The sequence below is a fragment of the Streptomyces sp. B21-105 genome (assembly GCF_036898465.1).
Lineage (GTDB): Bacteria > Actinomycetota > Actinomycetes > Streptomycetales > Streptomycetaceae > Streptomyces.
In genome coordinates this window covers 7,661,116-7,684,541 of sequence record NZ_JARUMJ010000001.1, presented here as the reverse complement: position 1 = coordinate 7,684,541, position 23,426 = coordinate 7,661,116, and the positions used below count along the sequence as shown (strand labels likewise).

The following is a 23,426-nucleotide window of genomic DNA, read 5'->3' as shown; positions in this document are numbered from 1 at the left end:
TTCACAGAGCGTCGGACCAGGCCGTGACCAGGGAGACGGCCTGCCGTGAGTTGAGGCGGGGGTCGCAGAAGGTCGTGTGTCGGCCGCCGACCGAGCCGAGCGCGGACGCGTCGGCGACGCACTCGGTCACGTCGTCCGGGGTGGTTTCCAGGTGCAGTCCGCCGGCCACTCCGCCCGCCGCCGCAACCGCGCGCCGGAACCCGGCAACCTCCCGGGCCAGGGTGGTCAGCAAGCGGGTCTTCTTGCCGTCCGATGCGGTGATGGTGTTGCCGTGCATGGGGTCGCACAACCAGATCACGGGATGGCCCGCGGAGCGGACCGCAGCCACCAGAGGCGGCAGGCGGTCACCGACGGCGTCAGCGCCCATACGTGCGATCAAAGTGAGCCGGCCGGGCTCTTTGAGCGGGTCGAGCCGTTCGCACAGGGACGTGATTTCTTCGGTGCTCATGCTCGGGCCGACCTTGCAGGCCACAGGGTTCACGACGTCGGCGAGCAACTCGACATGGGCGCCGTCCAACTGCCGGGTCCGTTCGCCGATCCACGGCCAGTGCGTGGAGCCGAGCCAGCGCCTGCCGTCCCCGACCTCTCGGATCATTGGGACTTCGTAGTCCAGGAGCAGTGCCTCATGGCTCGTCCACACCAGGGGCTCGATGCTCGGCCACGCGCGCAGAGCCGGGGCGCGCCAGCCCAGGTGTTCCACGATGTCACCCGCCGCCATGTACCCGGTGAGGATGCGCAGCGGGTCCGGCTGCCTGCCCTCCAGATCGGGTTCCGGGCTGTTGACCATGTGCCCGCGGTACACGGGCAGGACCAGGTCGCCGACCTGCTCGAAGCTGTTCGACCGCGGCTTGGCGAACTGCCCCGCGATGCGCCCGACGCGCAGGACGGGCTTGCCGGTGACCATCTTCAGCGTGGTGGCCAGCAGGTCAAGGACGGCGGTCTTTCGCCGGACGTGCTCCGCGGTGCACTCTCCCGGGTCCTCCGCGCAGTCTCCCGCCTGCACCACGTGTGCTTCGCCCGTGGCGACGGACGCGAGCAGCGACCTGAGCGTGTGCACGTCGTCCACGCGGACCAGCGGCGGGCGGGAGCTGAGGATTTCCCTCACGCGCTGGACCTGTGAAAAATCGTTCCATTCGGGTTGTTGCAGGGCTTTCGCCCGCTGGACGTCGGTTACTGCATGTCCCACGACTGTTCCCCCGTCGGACGGAGAGTATTTACGACCGGATAGTGACGGCCCGCCTTCACGCGGACGGCCTGTCAGGTGGGGATTCCCTCGCGTTCGACACGCGGGACGTCGATTCCCAGGGAGCGGAACTGCTGGCACGGGTTCATGAACTCGCGCTGCTGCTTGATCTTCCCATTCTGAAAAAGGAACGAGTGGATGAAGTGATTGCGGTAGTACCCCTCGGGATAACCGGGGAAGAGAATCTTTCCTTCGCCGTCGCATTCGACCCAGAAGCGGTTGGGGTCCTGGGTGTCGAAGATCTCGATGTTGATCCAGGCCCAGTCGGGGAAGCACTTGAGCGACCAGACGGCGTGTTCCCCCAGCCGGTCACGGCCACTGATCACGATCGGTTCGCCGCTTTCCGTGGTCCACAGGCCGCCGACGCCGTCCTCGGTGAAGAGGAGGTGCCGCCGGAGCCGGTCCTCGCCGCGGGTGTTCATGTACTGCTCGACGATGGCGCGGTTGTGGGCGCGAACCTCGGTCTCGTCGGCGGGTATTCGGGGCTCTGCCATGAGGGGTCCTCCGCTGTGAGGGGGATCGGTACGGTCGTCTCGGTCAGACGATGAAGCTGATGTCGCGGGGATCCTGGCCGACGAGGGCACGGCCGTAGACCTGCTCGGGAATGCCCATGCCGAAGCCGGCGTGGCGGCTGCCGACGTTGATGTCGCGCCAGAGTCGCTGGAGCGGATTGGCCTCGTTGAAGGCGGAGGAGCCGTGCGCGGTCAACAGGGTGTCGACGGCTTCCCGGCACAGTCGGCCGACCTGGGCGGACTCCAGCCGGTTTCGGGCGCGCACCGTCAGGTCCGTGTTGATGCCGGCCCGGGCGTACTCATCGACGGTGTCGGCGATGCGGGCCGCGATCAGTTTGGCCGTGTCGATCTTCGAGGTGGCGTCGGCGAGATCGAGCTGAAAGGTCGGCGACTGGGTCTGGTCGCGGTAGGTGGAGCCGGCCACGGGACGGGTGGGGCCCTTGTCCTGTACGAAGGCAAGCGCGGCCTCAGCACCGCCGATCAGTGAGCCGATCAGTCCGATGGCGAACAGGCCGGTCAGGCTGTTGCGATAGGGCAGGTCGGGGTCGACCACGCCGTCGGTCTCGCCGTTGAGGATGGGCACGTAGGGCACCAGCCGGTGGCTGGGTACGAAGAGCCGGTCGGCGACCACGGTGTTGCTGCCGGTGCCGCGCATCCCGGCGAAGTGCCAGGTGTCCTTGATGGTGAGCTCGTCGGACCGCATCAGGGCGAAGCGGATGTCCGGCCGACCCTCGGCGGTGGGTACGGCAATCAGGGCGCTGATCCACTGGGCGTGCAGGCAGCCTGATACGTAGGCCCACTGACCGCTGACGACGACGCCTCCGTCGACCTGCTCGACGTCCTGTGCGGGGAGTCCCAGGACGAGGGCGCACCGGGCGTCGGGGTCCTCGCCCCACACCTCGTCACCGGCGGCCGGGGGAAACAGTGACGCCACGAAGTTCCCGGCGTTCAGAACGCCCGCGATCCAAGCCGCGGAGCAGCATCCGCGGCCGAGTTCGATGGCGACCTCGAGCAGAGTGCGCATGTCCGTCTCGTAACCCCCGTGCCGCCGCGGGGTCATCAACCGCATGAGACCCGCCTCAGTCATGGCGGAAACGACGCTCGGGGCAAGACGACGCTCACGTTCGCATTCGACGGCATGCTCCGACAGCAGGTCCCGTAAGCTTCCGGCCCGCTTCACGAGCTCGGCGCGGTCAGGGGCCTGTACGGCGGTAGAAACCACCGGATTCGACATTCCGAATCATTCCCTTCAGTTTTCTGGACGCTCGAACGCTAGGACTCCGAAAGTGTGGGAGTCAAGGGGGAATTCCCCTTCCATAGGGAATTCAAGAGACCACGAAGAGGCATGGGTTCACCTGCACGACGGCCTTCAGGGCCCCGTGTTCGCGATTTCCGAGTATTCACCGCCTGGAAAGGCGGATCACATCTCTTGTCGTGCCTCCGCTCGCCCTTGGCGCCGCAGGTTGCCGAGGACGACACGCCCGATCGTGGCGGGCCTGAGCAGAATCGTGGGGGGAGAGAGCAGTGAACTGACCTTGACGAACTCCTGAGTGAGCGCCGAGTCGCGTTCTGCCGCACTCATGAGCCAGCCGAAGTAGGCATTGGTGACGCGTACCGGGAGCGGACGCGGGCCGGCGACCTCGGGGAGAGCGAGGTCGCTGCCGACGGCCATCTGCCAGGCGACCTCGATGCGCCGTGCGGCCGTTTTGAAGAAGCGGCGTGGCAACTGGTCCACGCCCTGGGCGAGAGCCTCCTTCAGCGCTCCCGCCTGCAGTGCGGCTGCGGACATCCCCTGGCCGTAGACGGGGTTGAAGCTGCAGAGCGCGTCGCCGAAGACGAGCAGTCCATCGGGGAAACGTTCCAGCCGTTCGTAACGGCGACGCACGCTCGCCGGATAGCGGTGCGCGATCGGGTCGTCCAAGGGCTCGGCGGCACAGAGGGCCTCGAAGACGTCCGGGGGGACGATGGGCTTGGCGAAGTCCAGGAACCCGCTCGGGTCGATGGGCGGGTGATGTCCTGCGTAGCCGATCAGTGTCAGCATCCAGTGGTCTTCGCCGTGCTGGAGAAACGTTGCACCGGTGGGCCGTCCCGGGCACGCCCCGACGATGACGACTTTCCTCCGGCCGAGAGAGCCCGGCGCCACCCTCAGGTTCCGGCTGACGTACTTGATGTCGACCGCGATCCGGTCCTCCTGCGGCTGGTCGTAGCCCAGGTCCGCCAGCCACCGCGTGGTGCGTCCACCGCGGCCCGTCGCGTCGACGACGAGGTCTGCGGCGAGCTCCTGCTCCGCTCCGCTCTCGCGGTGGGCGACGCGGGCGCCTATGACGTGTCGTCCGTCCGAGGTGCTGAGGAGCCCGGTTGCCTCGCACTGGTCGAAGATCTCGACGTTCGGTAGCCCCCGCAGCCGATCGCGGACTTGGCATTCCAGCTGTGGCCGGCTCGGCTGATAGGTGGGGATGGGGTCCGCATAGCGGCCCTCCTGGCTCAACAGGTGGCCTCCTGGTGCGAAGTGCATCTCGGTGGGTTGCCGGACCACGGGCACACCGCTCGCCTCGAAGTCCTCGAGCAGACCGGGAAACATTTCCTGGAGCCACTGGGTGCCGGCGGGCAATATCGCGTGCGCGTGGCGGCCCTGCGGCACCCCGCGCCGGTTCTCGTCCGCCTGCGGCAGCTCGTCGCGGTCGATCAAAGTCACCCGGTCGAACGTGTCGGACAGCCAGGGCGATTGCAAAGTCCGTTGATCGTGTGTTGGCGCAGGTCAGTTGAGTCCGAGGAGTGCCAGTGGCCGCTCGTAGGGGCGGAGGGCTGTCGTGCGGAGTCCGGCGGCGATGTTGGTGTGGCCGGCGTTGCGGAGCTGGTTGATGGCGAAACTGCGCAGGGTGGCCATGTTCTCCGGGCCGTGCCCGGTGCGGATCTTCGAGGCGTCCTCGCGAAAGGCGGTGTCCCGGACGAAGTGGAGCCTGTTCTCGATCACCCAGTGCGCCCTCAGGATCTTCGCGATGCGTTCCGGGGATGCCTGGCGGCTGGTCAGGTCGGTGATGACGTAGACGGTCTCGCGGCTCTGCTTACCGGTCTTGGCGTCGGTGCGGTGGCGTACGACCTTGGCGACCTGGGCGGCGTGGGGGAAGTCGACGCCGAGGTCGGTGACGGTCAGGGCCTGCACGACCCGGGTTTCCTTGCGGCCGTGGCCGGTGGTTCGGTCGTAGAACTTCGCCGTCGCCTCGCCCCAGGGCAGCGTTCGCAACTGCTCGTAGAGGTTCTTCTGGTTCCGCTTCACCGTGAAGACGTAGTGCGCTTTCTTCGCCTCGACGAGGAAGCGGGCGTGGTCGCGCTGGGTGTGGAGAGCATCGCCGGTCACGGTGACTCCTTGCAGGTCATAGGGGTCCAGGAGAGCGGCGAAGCACGTGATCTCGTTCGTCTTCTCCGGGACTCGGAGCTGGGTGACGGTCATTCCGGTGCCGGTCATCGCGGCCAGCAGGTGGGCGGCCTGGGTGGCGCCGAGGCGCGAGCCGCGGGCGCTCTTGCCGTCCACGGCGAGGGTGTCCGCGCCGGCCGGGTCGTGGCCGAGGAGGTCGGCCAGACCGCCGGGGCAGGTGTCCTTGATGACCCGGCGGATCGTCGCGCCACTGGGTGGGACCCGGACGGCCAGAGCGGTCGCGGTGCGGGCGCCGAGCCGGGCCAGAACGTCCTGCGGGGCGTCGGTGGCCCACTCATCGATCGCCGCGAAGCTACTCGCCCCGGTCACCACAGCGGAGCAGACGATCAGCAGTACTGCCACGAAGGGGTGACGCTTCCCGCGCCGGCACCGCGGATCGGCCAGCGTGGCCAGCCGCTCGGCCAGCGGACCCGTCGCACAGTGCTGACGGGTGGGCGACTTGACCAGACAGACGGTGGCAGACTGACGGCACATCGAAGCTCCGTTGGGCGCAGGCGACTTGGCAAGGTCACCTCCGCAACGGAGCTTCGTTGCGTCCGGTCGCGCACCCTCCCGGCATCGTCACACCGCCGTGACCTGCACACTCACGAGATCACCGCGACTTTGCAATCGCCCTGGTCGGACAGCACCCGCGCGGCGAACAGCCCACCGATGCTGGCCCCCAGCACTACGCAGTGGCTGCCCGGCGTCCTCGAAGAAGATGTGGCGGAGCGGCTGTTGCTTCGCGCAGGATGCTCCTGGGGGGCGTGCGGGTGTGCGGTGTCTTCAGACATGCGTATCCTCCGCTGTCCTTGGCGGTCTGGTGAACGTGCTGCAAGGTGCCACGGCGGCCAGCCCCGGCGGCACGCCCGCGTGGCGGCGAAGTGATCCGGCCGATCGCCGGGGAGCCGCGGGCCGTCGGAGAGAGGTCGATGACCGCGGAGGAGAGGACGAGAGCGGTCTGCACCTCGGGAATGTCGTTCTGCTCTCCGCCCCGAATGCCCTCGATAAACAGGGACGCCGCGAAATGTTCGCTGTCGGTCACTGCCCCGAACCGGGCCACCAAACAGGTCAAGCGACCGAATTCCGTGACGGCTTCCAGCCACGTCGCCATGCCCGTCTCGTAACCTTGAAGCTGCCACGCGGCGATAGGCGGAAGCAGGTCCGCGTGAGCTATCGACGAGATGACGCGGCCGAAAAAGGACCACTCATGATCGGACTGCACAACATCCCCCGCAACGAATCCGGTAACTCCGCAAGACATCGCGCCGTATCATTTCAGCCAGGAAACCGCGAGCCCGAGGTCACAGCATCACTAACGGAATTCTGCATTCCGGATTCCGCTTCTTATCGACCCTGTGAATTTCCTGTCAAACCACGGGAGAGCCACCGGAGCCAGTGAGCGTGCCGGTCGCCAGCCAGCATGCCGGGAGCGGTGCCACCGTGCGCCCGTGCCCTATGCGGGGGTCGTCGCCCGCATACACCTCTGCCTGCCAGCCGTGACCGCCCATCCAGGTCTTGAGGTCGTCGCGAGCGGAGAGCCAGGAGGCCCCCTGCTCCTCGACCCGTTCCCGCACGGGCCTCCCCTCTTCCTCGAGCATGGCCGCCTTGAGATGCTCCAGCATGAGCTGGCTTCCCGGTGCGGACAGCTCACTGAGACCGGCCAGGATCGCGTCTCCCGCAGCGTCGGTCAGGTACATCAAGAGACCCTCGACCAGCCAGACCGTCGGCTGTGACGGGTCGAAACCCGCAGCTCGCAGCGCCGACTGCCAGTCTTCCCGCAGATCTGCGGCCACCCCGCGGCGCTCGCACGCGAGGGGCAGGCCGGACTGCTCGATCAGAGCCTCCTTGAACGCGGTCATCTCCGGCAACTCCACCTCGAACCAGCGCGTCCCAGCCGGCAGCTCCAGCCGGACGGTGCGCCCGTCCACGCCCGCGGCCAGCGTGACAACCTGGCGGATCCCGCGCTGGACCGCGGAGAGCACCTCGTCGTCGAAGAACCGCGTGCGCACCGCGAAGTACGTGGGGAAGCCGCGCGCGCTGTTGTGGGTCTGCTTGATCACCTCGGCCACGTCCGCCAGCACCGGGTCTTCCGCCAGCGCCGAGAGCATCGCAGCGGCGAGGGGATCCCGGAACAGCGCATCCGGACGGTCGCTTTCCAGTTGCCGCATCCACGCGACGAAGAGTGCGGTCTGCCCGACTCCGACCGAAGGCGTCTTCAACTCGACCATAAAATCCTCCCCAAGACGAGTTCAATGCGTCGTAAAAATACGAGTCTGCACCGGTGGACATCAATGCCCGAAAATACCCACCGGACTGGCTTGATGTTTTCTTTGGCGGGTAGGTCGAGAAAGAGAACGAAAGGCATCCCGCCCGTTCACTGCGCGCTTACCAACTATGCACGAGCCCTATGCTCGAACGTTGAACCGATCGAATTCTGTGGGCCTCTCGGGCTGCGATGGTAGCGTGCTCTACGTTATCTTCAACTTTATTCCACGGAGCAGGCCCTCACTGAAGGATGTGTGCATGCTCGACGACCTGGACCGTGCGCTGATCCATGCGCTGCACATAGACGGACGCGCGCCCTTCAGCCAGATCGCCGCCGCCCTCGACGTCTCACCCCAGACCATCGCCCGCCGCTACCGGCGGCTGCGCGACGAGGCGTCGTTACGCGTCGTCGGGCTCGCCGACCCCCACCGAGCCGGCCAGACTCAGTGGCTCATCAGACTCACCGCCGCAGCGAGCTCCGCGCAGGATCTCGCACACGCCCTGGCCCGGCGACCGGACACGTCATGGGTCAAACTCACCTCCGGCGGCACCGAAATCGTCGCGATCATCCATGCCCCCACCGACGCTGCTGCCGGCAACTCCCTGCTCTTGCGCGACCTCCCACGCACCAACAACGTCACGGCGGTGTCCGCTCACTGCCTGCTGCACATGTATCTCGGAGGTCCCACGAACTGGCGCCGCAGCGCCGCCGCCCTCAACGAGGAGCAGCAGCGAATCCTGCGATCGCACGAGTTGGCCGACGCCGCGTACGTCCCCGTGCCACGTCAACTCAGCGACGGGGATGTCGATTTGCTGGTCGCACTGCAGAAGGACGGGCGTGCCAGCCACGCGGAACTCGCCCAGGCGACCGGCTGGTCCCCGGTCACCGTCGCGCGCCGCCTGGCCGATCTGCAGGCGGGCGGAGCCATCTTCTTCGACGTCGAGGTCGACACCGGGCAGTTCGGCGCCAACACCAGGGCACTGCTGTGGATGTCAGTGAGCCCCGCGCATCTGGAACATGTGGCGACGACCCTGGCGGGTCACGACGAACTCGCCTTCGTCGCCGCGACCACCGGACCCACCAACCTCGTGGCCCAGGCACTGTGCAGTGACCCTGCCGACCTGCATCATTACCTCGCCCGTCGGCTCGGCTCCCTCGATGCGATCCACACCCTCGAGACCAGCCCGGTGCTGCAGAACGTCAAGGCGGCAAGCCCGATGATCACGGAGCTTGCCCGTACCCGTCGGCCGGCTCCGGCGGCGCGCGTACGGCTGTGAAGGCGTGCGTGCCCTTACACACGCCGATGCGGCGACCGCGCGGCCGCCGCATGGAGTGCCCAGGAATGAGGCTCGATCAGTGCTGTGCTCCGGCCTTGTCCGAAGCCTCCTTCTCGATCATCAGCCTGCTGCCGACAAAGCTCACCACCACCAGCACAATGGCAACCCAGAAGGCAACCTGGACTGCGTGCAGAGACTCCGCAGGACCGCCGGGTTCTGCGCTGCTGAGGTAAACGCTGCCGAGGACGGCGACCCCGAGCGTGGCACCCAGCTGCTGGAGGGAGTTCAGCAGTCCGGCCGCCGACCCGATCTCCTGCGGCTGCAGCGGCTTCAGGGCGATGGTGAAGAAGGCAGGGCCGAAGAGGCCGACTCCCAGGCCGACGACACCCAGTGCGATCAGCAGCGGCCTGGGGTAGGCCGTGGGGTCCGCCGTGTGGTATGCGGCGATGGCAGCCAGCGCTCCGACCAGGAGTACGGCGAGGCCGAGGGACATCGTGTGGTGCCCATAGCGCCGGACCAGGTGGGCACCGGCCACCCACGACGCGATGGCCAGGCCGACCGACCACGGAGCCAGCGTCAGCCCGGCATTGAGTACGTCGGTGCCGAGTCCCAGCTGAAGCTGGAGCACGATGACCATCATCAGACCGTTCGTCACCGCGAAGAAAGATGCCGACGTCACCAAGGCGGCCGGGAAGCTCCGATGCGCGAAAAGGCTCGGCTCCACCAGCGGGCTGCGGCCGCCCGCTGCCACGCCGCGTTGGTGCAGTCCGAACACGACCATCACGATCAGTCCGGCGGCGATGGCCCCCCAGCTCCACACGGACATCGCGGCGATGTCGCCACCGATGAGGGGGTAGACGATGAGCCCGGTACCGATCACGGCCAAAAGAGTGCCGGTCATGTCGAGCGTGGGCCGCTTCGGAGCGCGGTTCTCCAGCATCTTGGGGGTGATGGCCAGCACGACCAGCGACACCGGGACGTTGACCAGGAATGCCGCGCGCCAGGACGAGCCGAACAGGTCGGCATGGGTCAGGACGCCGCCGAGCACCGGACCGCAGACCGCGGCAAGGCCCATCACGGGGCCAATGCTGCCCAGCGCCTTGGACATCTCGTCGCCGGAGAACATGGTCTTGATCAGACCGATGGTCTGGGGAATGATCATGGCCGCCGAGGCTCCCTGCACCACGCGGAAGGCGATCAGGAGTCCAACCGAGGGGGCCAGGGCACACGCGGCGGACGCGAGCATGAATCCCGTGACGCCGATGACGAACACCCGCCGCCGGCCGGCGATGTCGCCCAGCCGGCCACCGGTGATCAGCAGCACCGCGAACGGGAGGGTGTAGGCCGTGGTGAACCACTGGATGTCGGACACCGACCCACCCAGGTCGCCATGGATAGCCGGTGCGGCGACCTGCACGATGGTCGCGTCCAACAGGTTCATGGCCTCACCGAGCAGCAGGGCGGCGAGCGCCAGCCACCGCCATCGGTACGCCGCTGTGGGAGTCGGCGCAAGCACGCGCTCAGCACTCATCGGGGTTCCTCTCCACCGTTGTCGACACGCCGACTCGATCCCATGGGATCAGGGCATCGAGCTCGACCACGACTCAGCGTGGAGGGACGGATCGGGGAGGTTCCAGCCAGAGCGGGGAGATGGAAGATTCCTTCCGTGGCGGGCGCCCGCGGTGGCGATTTCCCACGCGCGGCCCCGGGGCAGCCAGAGGGTCGTCGCTGCCGTGGACGGGACGAGCAGGCTGGCTCGCGGTGTGCGCTTCCTTCACCCAGTCGCCTCGGATGGAAGAAATGTGCCAGTACGGCACCGCGGCTGGAGCCAGGGGTGTGATCGCCGCACGCTGGGATCCCTTGGTCACCCCGCGTGCACCAGGGCTTCACATCCATACGTCCTTCCTGCTCAGGAGCATGAATGGCAGCCCTGCCCGCTACCCAGCGAGAAGTCCGCCTCCTTGCCAAGCCCGACGGGCTTCCACGGCTGGAGCACTTCACTCTCGTCGAGACACCCCTGGCCTCACCGGGGGAAGGCGAAGTACTGATCCGCAATCGCTTCTTCCAAGTCTTCGCCACGCTGCGCCTGCTCATCGCGGCTGTCACGCAAGACACACCGTTCCCCGTACTTCAGCCCGGTGACCCCCTGGTCGGGGCGGCGATCGGTGAGGTCGTCCGCGCTCCGGAGGGCAGCGCGCTACAGCCCGGCGACCTGGTCTCGCACGGGCTGGGCTGGCGCGAGTATGCCGTCGTACCTACCGGCGAGTGTGCGCGCCTGGACGACGAGGCGCTCCCCGACCCGATCGCTCACCTTCAGCGGGGGTGGACGGCCTATGCAGCGTTGACGCGAGGGATCGAACTCCACCCCGGGGACACGGTGTTCGTCTCAGCGGGCGGCAGCGGGATCGGCGCGATGGCTGGGCTGATCGCCAAGCGGCTGGGCGCCGGCCGTGTCATCGCCAGCACCAGCTCCCGGGAGAAGGCCGACCGTCTCGTGAACGAACTCGGTTACGACGAGGCCGTCATCCGCGGTGCCGCACCCCTCACCGAACAGCTTGCGAAGGCCGCACCGGGCGGCATCGACGTCTTCTTCGACAACGTCGGAGGCGAACAGCTCCAGGCCGCTGTGGAGGCGGCACGTCCGGGCGCCAGGTTCATCCTGATCGGTGCTCTGTCCGGACAGCTCTCCGAGTACGGCACAGGAACCGAAGCCCCCGTCCAGCTGGACTCCATGCCCCTCATCCGCAAGCGGATCGTGATGCGTGGCTTCAGCTCGGACGACTTCGACGGCGAGGAGGAGTGGACCGAGAGGTTCGGTGCGTGGCTTCGAGCGGGGGACATGGTCTTCCCCCACGCTCGGATCAAGGGCCTCGAACATGCTCCTCAGGCTCTGTTGGATGTGATCGACGGGCGGCACGTCGGTGCCGTCATCGTCGAGCTGTAGCTCCGTAATCCGTTCGTACGCAACTCCCGTGAGTCGGGCGGCGGTTCCCGCACCTCCGCCCGGCGCCCACCCTCACCTCACACGCCGAGAAGGAGTCACCGTGCCGCGAGCCATCACACAGGTCCTCGACCTCCCGCTCGATGTCCGTCCCGAGCCGGACGAACTGGTCCAGGCCGCCATGGAGTGGCACTTCAATCCCGATACCGGCTCCCGGTTCTGGCTGGAGCGTGCCAAGACCCTGCCCTTCGATCCCCGCAGTGACGTCCGCACCCACGAAGATCTGAAGCTCTTCCCCAACGTAGCGGCCGAACTGCGCGACGTCCGCGCCGAGGACCTGATCCCGCGAGGTTACGGCCAACGCCCTGACGTCATCGGGGTGTTCGAGAGCGGCGGTACCACGGGAGCGCCCAAGCGAGTCGTCCTGCTCCAGGACTGGCTACAGCGCATGGTCCACTGGAGCAACACCAACCTCGATGCCCACGGCTTCCCTGCCGGCGCCAACTGGCTCGGCCTCGTCCCGACAGGCCCGCATATCGTCGGCGAGTACTTCCGCAGGTCCGCGACCAGCCACGGCCGCCGCGGATTCACCATCGATCTCGACCCTCGATGGGTGAAGAAGCTGATCTCCGGCGGACGGAGCGCCGATGCCGATGCCTACGCCGAACACCTCATCGACCAGGCCGCGTTCGTGCTGCGCACCCAGGACATAGGCGTTCTGACCATCACGCCCCCACTGCTGGAGCGCATCGCACGGCGGGACGACCTGGCCGAGCTGGTCAACGAGAAGGTCCGGGCCGTCCGCTGGGGAGGCACTCAGCTGGATCCCGACTCCCGTTACCTCTACAAGACCGAGGTCTTCCCCAAGACGGTCCTGTGCGGCAACTACGGCAGCACCATGATCCTGGGGTTCGCCGGTGAGCGCCCGGACCTCCCGGAGGACGCAGGCTGTGTCTTCGACTCCTACAGCCCCTACGTGACATTTTCGGTCGTCGATCCGGAAACGCTCCGACCGGTCGCATACGGCGATCGCGGCCGCGTCCTGGTCCACCACGTCAGCAAGTCGTTCTTCCTGCCCAACAACCTGGAACGGGATGTGGCAACCCGGATCGAGCCCCTGGCCGGACAGATCGGCGACGCGGTGGCGGACATCGCTCCGGTGGCGACCTTCGAGAACGAAGCCGTGATCGAAGGAGTCTACTAATGGCGAACCCCCACACCGATGCGCTGCAGCTCGACGCCCTCGGGCCTCAAGGCCAGTTCAGGGCCCGCAACCGCATGCCCGTCCACGATGTCGCGGGCCAGGAGGTCGCCGAACTGAGCCTGGTGCCTTCCCTGTTCGTCGACCGCACGATGAAGGCCCTGCACCGGGCCTCCACTCCCCCCGTCGACGACCGGATCGGGATGATCGGCCGTGCCGCCGAGCTCTTCTCGACCGCCACGCTGGGTGACCAGTCGGTCGAGGAGTACGAGTACCAGGTCAGTCGGGTCGGGGGGATACCGATCTCCGTGGTGCGGGCGACCACCCGAGTCATCGCCGCCCGGATGAAGAAGGCCCACTACAGCGTGGAACACGCCCGTCCGACCGGAGCGGTGATGCGATGGGACGACCCGCTGACCCGCACCGGCCGTGCGGTGTGGGCACGGCGCGGGAGCGTCTTCGCCGTGCACGCGGCCGGCAACCACCCCGGGCCGCACAGCCTCTGGCCGGAGGCGCTCGCGCTGGGCTACCGCGTCGCGGTCCGGCCCTCCCGGCGCGAGCCGTTCACCCCGCACCGACTGGTCACCGCACTGCGCAGCGCCGGCTTCGGCAACGACCAGGTGGCACTGCTGCCCACCGACCACGCCACCGCGGACACCTTGCTGCGGGGCGCCGACCTGGGGCTGGTCTACGGCGGCGACGACGTGGTGCGCAAGTACGCCGCAGACCCGTCGATCCTCCCGCAGGGCCCGGGCCGGTCGAAGATTCTCCTTACCGAGGAGATGGATTGGCGCAGCCATCTCGACACGATCGTTGACTCGGTGAGCGGCAAGGGCGGCACCGGCTGCGTCAACACGACAGCCGTATTTGTTGAGGGCGACCCGACCGCGCTCTGCGAGGCGCTCGCCGAGCGCCTTTCATCGGTCCCCAGCCGGCCTCCCGAAGATCCCGAGTCGGTCTTCCCCGTCCAACCGCTCGCGACAGCCAAGGCGTTCGAGGCACACCTACTCAACAAAGCGTCGGGAGCCAAGCCGTGGCTCGGCGGCGACGGCATCATCGCCGAACTGGGCGACGGCAGCGCCGTACTTCGCCCCGCCGTCCACCAGCTGGACCGGCCCGATGCGCCACAGGCTTCCGTCGAGCTCCCCTTCCCTTGCGTATGGGTCGCTCCGTGGACACGTGAGGCAGGCATCGCGCCGCTGAGGAACAGCCTCGTCCTGACAGCTATCACACACGATGCCGGGCTTGTGGAACAGCTGGTGCAAGAACCGTCCATCAGCAACGTATACATAGGAGATCACCGAACATACTGGATGGAGTCCGGCATGCCACACGACGGCTATCTCGCCGAGTTCCTGATGCGCTGCAAGTCAGTGATCAGGGACTGAGCACTCCTGTGGTGGCGAACGCTCGCCGCCACGCCGACGGGAGGCGCCTCCTCCTCGTCGGCTTCCGGGCCACCGGACCCGGGTCCAGACCGAGCGGAGTACCGACGTGTGCAGGCATCGCCCCCAGGGACTTGCCACGCCTGCCACGCGGTGCGTGAAGGATGGTGTGCGAATGCTCGACGACCTCGATCGTGCCTTGATCCATGCGCTGCACATCAACGGACGCGCCTCCTTCACGCAGATAGCCAACGTGCTCGCGGTTTCCACGCAGACGGTCTCCCGTCGTTACGACAGGCTGCGCGAGCACGCTGCACTCCGAGTCGTCGGGCTGCCCGACCCTCACCTGACGGGCCACGAGCAGTGGCTGCTGCGGCTGACCGCCGCGCCCGAGACCGCGCTGGATCTCGCCCACGCCCTGGTCCGGCGCCAGGACACATCATGGGTCTACCTCACCGGTGGCGGCACGGAGATCGTCGCAGTGCTCGAAACCCCGCTCGGCATGGCACACGGCCACTCCCTGCTCCTGCACGAACTGCCCCCCAGCATCGGACTCACCGCTGTATCCGCCCACCATCTGCTGCACACCTATGTCGGCTGGCGTACGCCCTGGCGCATGAGCGCCAACGCCCTCAAACCACGACAACAACGCCTATTTGGAGGGACACAACTCACTGGTCACAACGAGCCCCCACCATTGGAGCGGTACGAACAGGTGAAGCTCTCCCCTGCGGACCACGCCTTGCTGAAGGCCCTGCGACACGACGGCCGAACCAGCGTCGCTGACCTCGCAGCCACCACAGGCTGGTCGCCCGCGACAGTGTCCCGCCGGCTGGACAGCCTCCGCGACTGCGGCGCGATCTTCTTCGATGTGGAGATCGACCCCGCACTCCTGGGAGGCAGCACCAGGGTCCTGCTGTGGATGGCAGTAGCTCCCGCCCATCTCGATGAGGTGGCCAAAACGTTGGCCCATCATGACGAACTCGCCTTTGTAGCCCACACCACGGGCCCCACCAACCTCGTAGCTCACGCCCTGTGCAGGGACAGCGCAGCGCTGTACCACTACCTCACCCACGGCCTGGGCGCCGTGAAGGCAATCCGCACCCTGGAGACAGCGCCTGTCCTGCGAACCCTCAAAGCCGTGGGCACAACCGCTTCCACGCCCAGGTCATCCCGCCACGGGTAAGGAGGCCGAGGCCAGCCGAGCAGCACTGCGAGTCAGCACCAATCCCTGGGCGGAGCACTGGCATCAGGGCTGTCATTACCTCACTGTCCTGGCCTGCGCACCGTCCCCGCGGTCCGAGAAGTGCTTCCGACCCTAGGTGGTGGCCCCCTCTGCCGTTCTGGGACGGCCGCACCCAGAGAGGGACAAGGTCGAACACGCACATTCCAACCGGGACTCATGGGCGCGGACGCAGCCCCTCCAGTACTGCGTCGGCGATGGTCTCGGCGAGTCCGTCGGGCAGCGGGGCGTCGTTCTGCAGGATGACGCGGGACAGAATGGGCCCGCAGAGCAGATCGACCATGAGGTCGGGGTCGAGGTCATCGCGCAGTTCGCCGGCGTCGGTGCCGCGGGCGAGGACCTCGAGGATCCGGCGGCGCTGGGCCTCCACCACCGTGTCGTAATAGAGATCCCAGAGCTTCGGATAGCTCTTGGCCTGGGCGAGCAGGCCGTGCAACAGGGCCGATGTGCGCTTGACCAGGCCGCGCCTGCGAATCGCCTCGAACGTGATCACCAGGTCCTCACGGATCGACGTGCCGGGCAGCGGCGGCTCGGGCTCGCCCACCGCACCGAGTACGTCGGCGAACAGCTCTTCCTTCCCTTTCCAACGCCGGTAGATGGTGGCCTTGCCGACGCTCGCGTGCCGGGCGATGCGCTCGATGGACAGCTCGGAGAGCGGAACGCCCTCCTCTAAGAGACGCAGAACGCTCTCGACGATGGCCCGCTCCACGGCCTCGCTTCGGGGCCTGCCCCGTGTCGCTGACTGATTGCGCTGGCCCATGCTCGTCAACTCCTTGCTCTGCCGCCCCGCCAGTGCGGGGCGGCCGGCACGAAAAGGGCCACCACGATCGTGCCGAGTCCGGCCACACCCCCCGAGCCATGCGCCGGTGATGTGCATGGCGTGCAGGCATGTGTCCTGAGCTGGGGCAGTCAACGACCGTATTGCGGCGCCGAGTTACCCGGTCGCGCCGAGAGCCGCCTCGATGGGTTCGCCCCGCCTCCCGCGCGCTCGCGGCCACCACGCCGAAGTGATCCTTGAAGCCTTTGCGGTGCACGGTGGACAGAACCGAGCCGAGCACCTCGATGCCCAGGGCGCTGCCGACCTCGCGGAAGGTGTTTTGAGCGCGGAGCCGAGGCGGCCTTCTCACGGGGCAGCGCCTGCATGATGAAATCGGGGACGGGCGGCGTGATTGCGCCATGCCCAGGCCGTGGAGGAAGAAGACGACCGTCGCCTTCCGTGGCAAGTTTCATTAGGGCGGTGTTGTCCATCCTGCCGTGCAGGATGGACAACACCGCCCGAACGGTTCAGCCAGGCACGCCACCATGGTCTCAGTCTCAGGACTACCCGGTGGTGGGTCTCCTGCTACTCCCAGCGGAGTTCCTCCCGGAGATCTCCTTCTCGAAGGCTTCGCTCACTCCCCTGCCTCAATCGGCCATTGCTACGATGACGCTTGACGGTGCGGAAAGCGCCACCGTTTCCACGTGGCGCAGCCCAGCCGCCTGAAACAGGCTGACGAACTCGGCCTCAGTGCGTTCCCGTCCCGGGGTGAGTGCCAGCATCACGATGTCCAGGAACTTCCCGGGATGCGGGACATCACCCTCCGGAATCACCGGATCGAGGATGACGACCCGGCCGGCGGGGTCCATGACCTCGCGGATGTTCTTCAGGACGGTAATCGCCTCTGCATCGCTCAGCTGGTGCACCACATGGGAAATCACGTAGGCATCAGCCCCGGCGGGCACAGAGCTCAGGTAATCACCGCCGACCGTCTCGCTGCGGTCGATGACACCGGATTCGGTGAGTACCTCGATGGCTCCCGGCGCGACCTCGGGCAGGTCGAACACCACACCGCGCATTTCCGGGTAGCGCTGGAGTATCCGAGCCACCAGGTAGCCATGTCCGCCACCGATATCCACGATCTGCCGAATTCCGGACAGGTCGTAGGCCGCGACCGCGACACTCTGGAGGTGGCTGACGATCTCACCCATCGCGCTGTTGAACACCTCGCCCAGCTCCGGACGAGCCGTCAGATACGAGAACAGGTCGGTACCGTGCACGTACTCGAAAGCGCTCTGTCCGGTCCGGATGCTGTGTCCGAGCGCAGCGTACGCCTGTTGCAACGCCGGCTGTCCCTCATACCGGAAATGATCCCGCAGCGAACCCGGTATGTCTGAGCGCAATGTCTCGGCCATGGTGTTGAGCGCGAAGGTGTTCGGGGCCACCTCGGTGAACACCCCCCGGCTGGCGATGGCCCGCATCGCGCGATACAGGGTGCCCGGATGTGCGTCAACACGTTTGGCGATTTCGTCAACCGGCAGCGGACCTGCGACAAGTTGATCGGCCACGCCCAACTCCGCCACGCTGTACAGCAGATGCGCCAGCCTCAGGCCGTTCTGAAACTCCAGCATGCGTCCCTTCGCAGCATCCAGAGTCAGATCGTCGTTGGCGGCAATATCGGCAGCCATGCTCAATCACTCCCGTTCAATCGAAGGTGGCCAGAGTTTTCTGGCTCGATCAGCGTGGCGACTCTTGTTTCCCGGCTCCAGCGAGGGGGCGACAACTTGTAGATTTCATCCGTTTGTCGAGCTGATCGTGAAGGATTCCCTCACTTCCGGTGGTTTGTTGGCCCTGATCTTTCGTGACGATCCGCTGACAGAGTCCGCGGAACGTTTTCGTGTTCCACGTGCCTGATGCGGGCTGACCAACGGGCCGACTGTCGTTGTCGGGTGGGCGCCCGGTTCCGTTGCCCGAGTCAGAGCGTGCTGCTCGCTGCGAGCCCCCGCCGAAGCAGCCGTCGGCCCCGTCCTGCCACCAGAGGACGGGCACAGCAGACCGGGCCCGAAGACGGTGACCGCCGGTCGACCGCGGAGCGGGTCGTACGTGAAGCGTCGGAGCTGTGGGCACGTCGGCCAGCGGCGGGCGCTGCACGACCCGGCCAAGGCTGTGCTGCGTGACCGCACGCTCACCGGCTGGCATGCCCTGGCCCGCGCCGACGACCTCTGCGTAATCACCTCGGCGGCCACTCTGGGGAGGTCATTCGGACGGCTGCAGATCCACTTCGACCTCGGAGCCGCGAAGAAGGCGTAGGGAGGTCGTTCGCCCGGCACTTCCTGCCGCCGCCAGGCTCTGGACAGTGCCCGCCCCCAGCACGGGCTCTCTCATCCTTCCCAGCACGAATCCAGCACGGTAGGGATGAGCAGGGGTGATGACAGGTGACGAGGGGCCTTCCCCCGTGAAGGTGGGCACGCGGTTATTGATCACGCGGCGAGCGTGAGTTTAGCGGTGTGGTGTCGGCGTTCGTATTCGTTGGGGCTGAGGTGGCCGTTGGCAGAGTGTCGGCGGCGGGTGTTGTAGCGGGTTAGCCAGGCGAAGACGGTCCTGCGGCAGGTGCCGGAGTCGCCGTAGTCGTGGGCGCCCTGGAGGGTCTCGCGTTTGAGGGAGGCGTGGAAGCTTTCGCAGGCCGCGTTGTCCGCGCTGGTGCCGACCGCACCCATCGACCGGGCGACCCCGAGCTGGTCGCAGAGACCGGCGAAGGACCGGGAGCCGTACTGGGCCCCGTGGTCGGAGTGGAACACGGCGCCGTCCAGGCGGCCACGGGTCGAGGCCGCCATCCGCAGTGCGTCAGCGACCAGACTGGTGCGCATGTGGTCGGCGACCAGCCGACGACCTTGCGGCTGAAGCAGTCCAGCACGGTCGCGAGATAGAGGAACTCCCCTCCTGCGACCGGGAGATACGTGATGTCGCCCATGTATTTCAGGCCGGGTTCGGTGGCGGTGAAGTCCCGCTGGAACAGGTCCGGGACCGGTGAGGCTGCCGGGTCCGGGATCGTGGTGCGGACGCGTCTGCGCAAGCGGATTCCGGTGATGGAGAACGTCCGCATGATCCGGGCAACCCGCTTTTCGTTGACCCGCCGCCCTTTCTCACGGAGCTCGGCCGTCACTCGCGGGGAGCCGTAGGCGCCGCCGGACTCGCTGTGGACCTGACGGATCTCCTCGGCCAGGATCCGGTCCTTGTGCTGCCGGGCGGCCCGGGCCTCGGCCCCGGCGAGCCACTTGTAGTAGCTGGACCGGTTCACGTCCAGGACCTGGCAGAGCCGCTTCACCTCGTAGGTGTCCCGGTGGTCGTCAACGAACTGGAAGCGGCTCCTCACCAGTTCGTCTCTCCGGCGACATACTTGGCCGCCTTGCGGAGTATGTCCCGCTCGGTGGCGAGCTTGCGCTCACTCGCCTCGAGTTCTGCCACCCGGGCCTCCAACTGCCGCACCCGCTCGTCCGGATCAACGGACGCCACCGCCTCCCGAGGTCGGGCGGCCGGCTTCGCAGCCGCGGCGCTGACGCCACGGCGTTCACGGTCTCGCAGCACCCACTCGCGCACGGTCGCCCGGTTGACGCCCAGGTCAGCGGCGATGCTCTTGTAGGTAGCCCCGGGTGTGGACTCGTACAGGGCCACGGCATCGGCCTTGAACTCGTCCGAGTAGTCCTTCATCGCCATCGGCGGTCTTCTCGCTTCCTCCGGATCAAGCAGATCCAGTATCAGCGTGTCCACCACTCAGGGGGAGGCCCCGAGGAAACCAGGGCTCCGTCAAGTTCCGTGCTTGCGTGGAGGGTTGACGATCAGGCCGGTAGGGGCGGATAGCAGAGCAGGCACGGGGGTTCGTGATCATTGTGGTGTCGAAGCCAGATGATCACGAGGACGTCCCGTGCCTGCTCTTGCATCTTCCCCTATCCCTGCCGTGCTGGAGAAGCTGGGGCCGCTGGATGCGGACCGGATCGCTGACCTGGGCCCCTACCTCGAATCGGTTCCGGATCCACGCTCACGCCGGGGCCGGTGGTACTCGCTGACGGCGATCTTGCTGATGTGTGCTTGCGCGGCCGTCTGCGGTGCGAAGAGCATCGATGAACTCGCCGAGTTCGGCGAGCGGGCCACGAACTCGCTGCTGGCATCCCTCGGGGTACGCCGTCACCTGCTCGGCTGGCGGCGCAGCCCCAAGCCGGTCACTCGCGGACGCGTCCTTCAGGCACTTGACGGCGACGCCCTGGACCAGGCTGTGGGCGCCTACCTGGCCGACCGGCACCGCATCACCGCGTCCGCGGACATGCCCGAGACCCGATCGCGGCAGATCATCGCCGTGGACGGCAAGGCCCTCAAGGGCTCAGCCCGCCTGGCCGCGCCGCGGCGCCACCTGCTCTCGGCGGTCACCCACGACCGCGTCGCCACGATTGCCCAGGTCGAAGTCGGTGCAAAGACCAACGAAGTGCGCCACTTCAAACCCCTGCTGGCACCGCTCGACCTCGCCGACACCGTCGTCACCTTCGATGCCCTCCACTCGGTGAAGGCCAACATCAGTCCCGCTCGATCAAAACCTGCGCTATCGCCGACAACCTCGGCGGCATCGCTTTCCCCCACGCCCACCTCGCCATCCGGGTCCACCGCCGCCGCAAGCCCACCGGCCGGCCCGAAACCCGCGAGAACGTCTACGCGGTCACCAGCCTCGCCGCCCATCAAACCCGCCCCATCGACCTCGCCGCCGTGTCGGCGTACGGTCTTTTCTCCCCAGCCGCGTACGGGCGAACGTCCCCAGCTGTCAGGCCACTTCCGTCTCTCGCTCGATGGCCTGGAGGCGGTTCTTGAGCCGGTAGCTTGGACCGTTGATCGCGATCACTTCGCAGTGGTGCAGTAGGCGGTCGAGGATGGCGGTGGCCAAGACCTCGTCGCCGAAGACCTGGCCCCATTCGCTGAAGGTCTTGTTCGAGGTCAGGATGATGGAGCCCTTCTCGTAACGCTTGGAGATGACCTGGAAGACCAGGTTCGCCTCGGCGCGTTCGAGGGGCTGGTAGCCCACTTCGTCGACCACGAGGACGCTCGGCCGCAGGTAGGTGCCGAGTTTGTTGACCAGCCGTCCGGCCAACTCGGCGGCCTTCAGATTGCGGACCATGTCATCGAGACTGGTGAAGTAGATCGAGTAGCCGGCCCGGCAGGCCGCGACCGCGAGGGCGACGGCGATATGTGTCTTTCCGACCCCGGGCGGCCCGAGCAGGGCGGCGTTCGCCTTGCCGTCGACGAAGGAGAGGCTGGCGAGGTCTTTGACTTTGCGCGGGTCGAGCTCGGGCTGGAACGAGAAGTCGTATTCGTCCAGCGTCTTGTGGTGCGGCAGCCTGGACAGCCGCAGGCCCTGGCGGAAGCGGCGGTCGTCGCGGACGGCGAGCTCTTCGGACAGGACCAGGTCGAGGAAGTCGAGGTAGCCCATCTTCGCCTCGTCGGCTCGGCGGGTGTACTCGTTGATGGTCTCCGCCAGGTGGGGCAGGCCGAGCTTGCCGGCCGTGGTGCGGATGCGGTTGCCGGTCAGCTCGCTCAAGAGGACTCCTTCGTCGGGGAGTTGGTGGTGAAGGGCCGGGTGCCGGTCAGTTCGTCATAGACCGAGAGAGGCCGCCGTCCGACCTCGACACGGGCGGCCGCGGCCCGGTTCAACAGAGTCTGCAGCGGCCCGACTTGGCCGCCCGCGGGCGGCTCGCGTCGCACTGGTGGTGTCACGTCGCCCGTCGTGGTGCGGCGGTTCTTGCCGGTGGGCAGACCGTCCCAGTGCTCGTCGTCCTTGACGACAGCGCCGCGGCCGACCGCCCGGGGATGGGTGGACAGCAAGGTCTCGCCGCTGGCATCGGCGACGGTCGAGTGCAGCATGACCTGGGACTTTGTCGCTCGGATCTCGACGAGCTGGCGAGGGCGGACCCTGCGGGCGGGCACCGAGTAGAGGTTCCCTGCGAAGGCAACCAGACAGTCCTTGCCGACCGGCCGCAGATGACGCTCGGCCACCAGATAAGGGGTGGGCGGCAGCGGTTTGAGGGCCGCGTGGTCGCGGGCGGCCCGGATCCCGATGACTTCCCGGTGCGTCTTGTGGATCTGATCCCGCCGCCGGGGCACCCAGGCGGCGAACGCGGAATCCATCTCCCCCAGCGAGGAAAACGCGCGCCCGGACAGGACATGGTCACGGACGATGAGAACCTGACGCTCGACCCGGCCTTTGCCCGTGGGCCGGTAGGCGGCCAGGACGTCGATGTCGAAGTCGTAATGACCGGCGAAGCCGACCGCTTCCGGATGCAGCGGAACCGCCTCGCCCGGTGCGACGTGCCGGCGCACGACGGTCTTGGTCCGGTCGTAGACGATCGTCATCGGCACCCCGCCGAAGTGCGCAAACGCCCGCCGGTGGCAGTCGAAGAAGGTCTGCAGGTCCTGGCCAGTGGTAAAGCAGCAGAACGGGTCGCGCGAGTACGACAGCACCATGTGAAACGAGTAGACCTTGGGGATGCCCATGTGGGCGAGGATCTTGCCCTCGTCGCCCCAGTCGACCTGGGCCTGAGCTCCCGGCACGACCTCGAAACGGCGGTGCAGCCCCGCCAACTCCTTCGGCGTGATGCCGAGTTCCTCGGCGACTCTTGGCCTGGCCTGCTGAACGTAGAGCTTGACGCGCTGGTAGTTGCCGGTGAACCCGTACCCCGCAGCCAGCCGCTCGTGGATCACTGACGCCTTCATCAGGATCTCGGCCCGCAACATCGCATCGACCAGCGGCGCGAACTCATCGATCTTCCTGGGCACCAACTGGCCACTGGCCGAGCGACGCGGCGGAGTCGCCGGACCTGCGAGGTACTTGCGGACCGTCTTTCGGTCCAGCCCCGTCTCCCGGGCGATCTCCGACAGGCTCATCGCGCCGGACTCCAACAACCCCCGAAACCGCCGTAGTTCCGACCAGCGACGCGGATCCAACACCACCGCCGACCACCCCCTGCCGCAGCACATCGATTACGCAGCAGAGTGCCCACCGGCGTTCCTCACCGTCTCAGGAACTGGCCGCGTTCATCCGTACGCGGGTGGGGACGTTCAGGTGCAGGGCCCTTGAGAAGTCTTGAGGTGGGCGGTTCGCCTGCTGAGCACCGGATGTGACGTCTTGTCAGCTTCTGTCGGCAGC

19 protein-coding genes and 1 pseudogene are annotated in these 23,426 nt (G+C 67.2%); 7 read left to right on the top strand and 13 right to left on the bottom strand.

All coding sequences use genetic code 11. The features are described from left to right. Position 1: 1 nt before the first annotated feature. The 7 genes from QA802_RS34445 to QA802_RS34415 form a co-directional block, all read right to left on the bottom strand. Entirely contained in the window at positions 2–1,186 is a 1,185-nt protein-coding gene (locus tag QA802_RS34445; protein WP_334531122.1) for a 3-deoxy-7-phosphoheptulonate synthase, read from the bottom strand. Between the two features lie 71 nt (positions 1,187–1,257). After that, positions 1,258–1,737: a PhzA/PhzB family protein gene (locus QA802_RS34440; protein ID WP_334531119.1), complete on the bottom strand. Its 480-nt coding sequence runs from the start codon at positions 1,735–1,737 to the stop codon at positions 1,258–1,260. 43 nt (positions 1,738–1,780) lie between these two features. Continuing rightward, on the bottom strand, positions 1,781–2,989 hold the full coding sequence (locus QA802_RS34435) for an acyl-CoA dehydrogenase family protein (RefSeq protein WP_334531117.1): 1,209 nt from the start codon (positions 2,987–2,989) through the stop codon (positions 1,781–1,783). 186 nt (positions 2,990–3,175) lie between these two features. Beyond that, entirely contained in the window at positions 3,176–4,450 is a 1,275-nt protein-coding gene (locus QA802_RS34430; RefSeq protein WP_334531114.1) for an FAD-dependent oxidoreductase, read from the bottom strand. Positions 4,451–4,513: 63 nt separating this feature from the next. Beyond that, complete coding sequence (locus tag QA802_RS34425; RefSeq protein WP_334518345.1) at positions 4,514–5,665, bottom strand: ISAs1 family transposase; 1,152 nt, start codon at positions 5,663–5,665, stop codon at positions 4,514–4,516. Between the two features lie 193 nt (positions 5,666–5,858). Beyond that, a complete protein-coding gene (locus QA802_RS34420) occupies positions 5,859–6,284 on the bottom strand; it encodes a hypothetical protein (RefSeq protein ID WP_334531111.1) in 426 nt (141 codons plus the stop codon). Between the two features lie 256 nt (positions 6,285–6,540). Next, on the bottom strand, positions 6,541–7,401 hold the full coding sequence (locus QA802_RS34415; RefSeq protein ID WP_334531108.1) for an SAM-dependent methyltransferase: 861 nt from the start codon (positions 7,399–7,401) through the stop codon (positions 6,541–6,543). A 295-nt stretch (positions 7,402–7,696) separates the two neighbouring features. On the opposite strand from QA802_RS34415, the gene QA802_RS34410 reads away from it, so the two are divergent. Beyond that, on the top strand, positions 7,697–8,716 hold the full coding sequence (locus QA802_RS34410; RefSeq protein ID WP_334531105.1) for an Lrp/AsnC family transcriptional regulator: 1,020 nt from the start codon (positions 7,697–7,699) through the stop codon (positions 8,714–8,716). A gap of 76 nt (positions 8,717–8,792) precedes the next feature. On the opposite strand, the gene QA802_RS34405 is transcribed toward QA802_RS34410, so the two are convergent. Continuing rightward, on the bottom strand, positions 8,793–10,247 hold the full coding sequence (locus QA802_RS34405; RefSeq protein WP_334531102.1) for an MFS transporter: 1,455 nt from the start codon (positions 10,245–10,247) through the stop codon (positions 8,793–8,795). A gap of 390 nt (positions 10,248–10,637) precedes the next feature. On the opposite strand from QA802_RS34405, the gene QA802_RS34400 reads away from it, so the two are divergent. From QA802_RS34400 to QA802_RS34385, 4 genes are all read left to right on the top strand, one after another. Then, on the top strand, positions 10,638–11,660 hold the full coding sequence (locus tag QA802_RS34400) for an MDR family NADP-dependent oxidoreductase (protein WP_334531099.1): 1,023 nt from the start codon (positions 10,638–10,640) through the stop codon (positions 11,658–11,660). A gap of 100 nt (positions 11,661–11,760) precedes the next feature. After that, on the top strand, positions 11,761–12,861 hold the full coding sequence (locus QA802_RS34395) for a phenazine antibiotic biosynthesis protein (protein WP_334531096.1): 1,101 nt from the start codon (positions 11,761–11,763) through the stop codon (positions 12,859–12,861). Beyond that, positions 12,861–14,246: an aldehyde dehydrogenase family protein gene (locus QA802_RS34390; RefSeq protein ID WP_334531093.1), complete on the top strand. Its 1,386-nt coding sequence runs from the start codon at positions 12,861–12,863 to the stop codon at positions 14,244–14,246. Before QA802_RS34395 ends, QA802_RS34390 begins: the two co-directional genes overlap by 1 nt. Positions 14,247–14,418: 172 nt before the next feature. After that, on the top strand, positions 14,419–15,429 hold the full coding sequence (locus QA802_RS34385) for an Lrp/AsnC family transcriptional regulator (RefSeq protein ID WP_334531089.1): 1,011 nt from the start codon (positions 14,419–14,421) through the stop codon (positions 15,427–15,429). 214 nt (positions 15,430–15,643) lie between these two features. Here the strand turns inward: QA802_RS34385 and QA802_RS34380 are convergent, their stop codons facing one another. Both QA802_RS34380 and QA802_RS34375 read right to left on the bottom strand, forming a co-directional pair. Next, positions 15,644–16,246 carry a TetR/AcrR family transcriptional regulator gene (locus tag QA802_RS34380; protein ID WP_334531086.1) on the bottom strand — a complete coding sequence of 201 codons (603 nt, stop codon included), beginning with the start codon at positions 16,244–16,246 and terminating at the stop codon, positions 15,644–15,646. Between the two features lie 644 nt (positions 16,247–16,890). Next, positions 16,891–17,931, bottom strand: coding sequence for a methyltransferase (locus QA802_RS34375; RefSeq protein ID WP_334531083.1), 1,041 nt, complete (start codon positions 17,929–17,931; stop codon positions 16,891–16,893). Between the two features lie 415 nt (positions 17,932–18,346). Here QA802_RS34375 and QA802_RS34370 point away from each other — a divergent pair, with 415 nt between their 5' ends. Beyond that, complete coding sequence (locus QA802_RS34370; protein WP_334535226.1) at positions 18,347–18,553, top strand: hypothetical protein; 207 nt, start codon at positions 18,347–18,349, stop codon at positions 18,551–18,553. A gap of 170 nt (positions 18,554–18,723) precedes the next feature. Here the strand turns inward: QA802_RS34370 and QA802_RS34365 are convergent. Continuing rightward, positions 18,724–19,957, bottom strand: a pseudogene (locus tag QA802_RS34365) (IS3 family transposase). Positions 19,958–20,198: 241 nt separating this feature from the next. Between QA802_RS34365 and QA802_RS34360 the strand changes: the two are divergent. Further along, on the top strand, positions 20,199–21,146 hold the full coding sequence (locus QA802_RS34360; protein WP_334531081.1) for an ISAs1 family transposase: 948 nt from the start codon (positions 20,199–20,201) through the stop codon (positions 21,144–21,146). On the opposite strand, the gene istB is transcribed toward QA802_RS34360, so the two are convergent. Together istB and istA are read right to left on the bottom strand one after the other, a co-directional pair. Then, the gene (gene istB / locus QA802_RS34355) at positions 21,051–21,821 is read right to left on the bottom strand and encodes an IS21-like element helper ATPase IstB (protein WP_334531079.1); all 771 of its coding nucleotides are present in this window, start codon (positions 21,819–21,821) and stop codon (positions 21,051–21,053) included. The two genes, QA802_RS34360 and istB, sit on opposite strands and share 96 nt — an antisense overlap. Continuing rightward, on the bottom strand, positions 21,818–23,164 hold the full coding sequence (gene istA / locus QA802_RS34350) for an IS21 family transposase (RefSeq protein WP_443042217.1): 1,347 nt from the start codon (positions 23,162–23,164) through the stop codon (positions 21,818–21,820). The genes istB and istA overlap by 4 nt, the downstream gene beginning before the upstream one ends. Positions 23,165–23,426 lie beyond the last annotated feature (262 nt).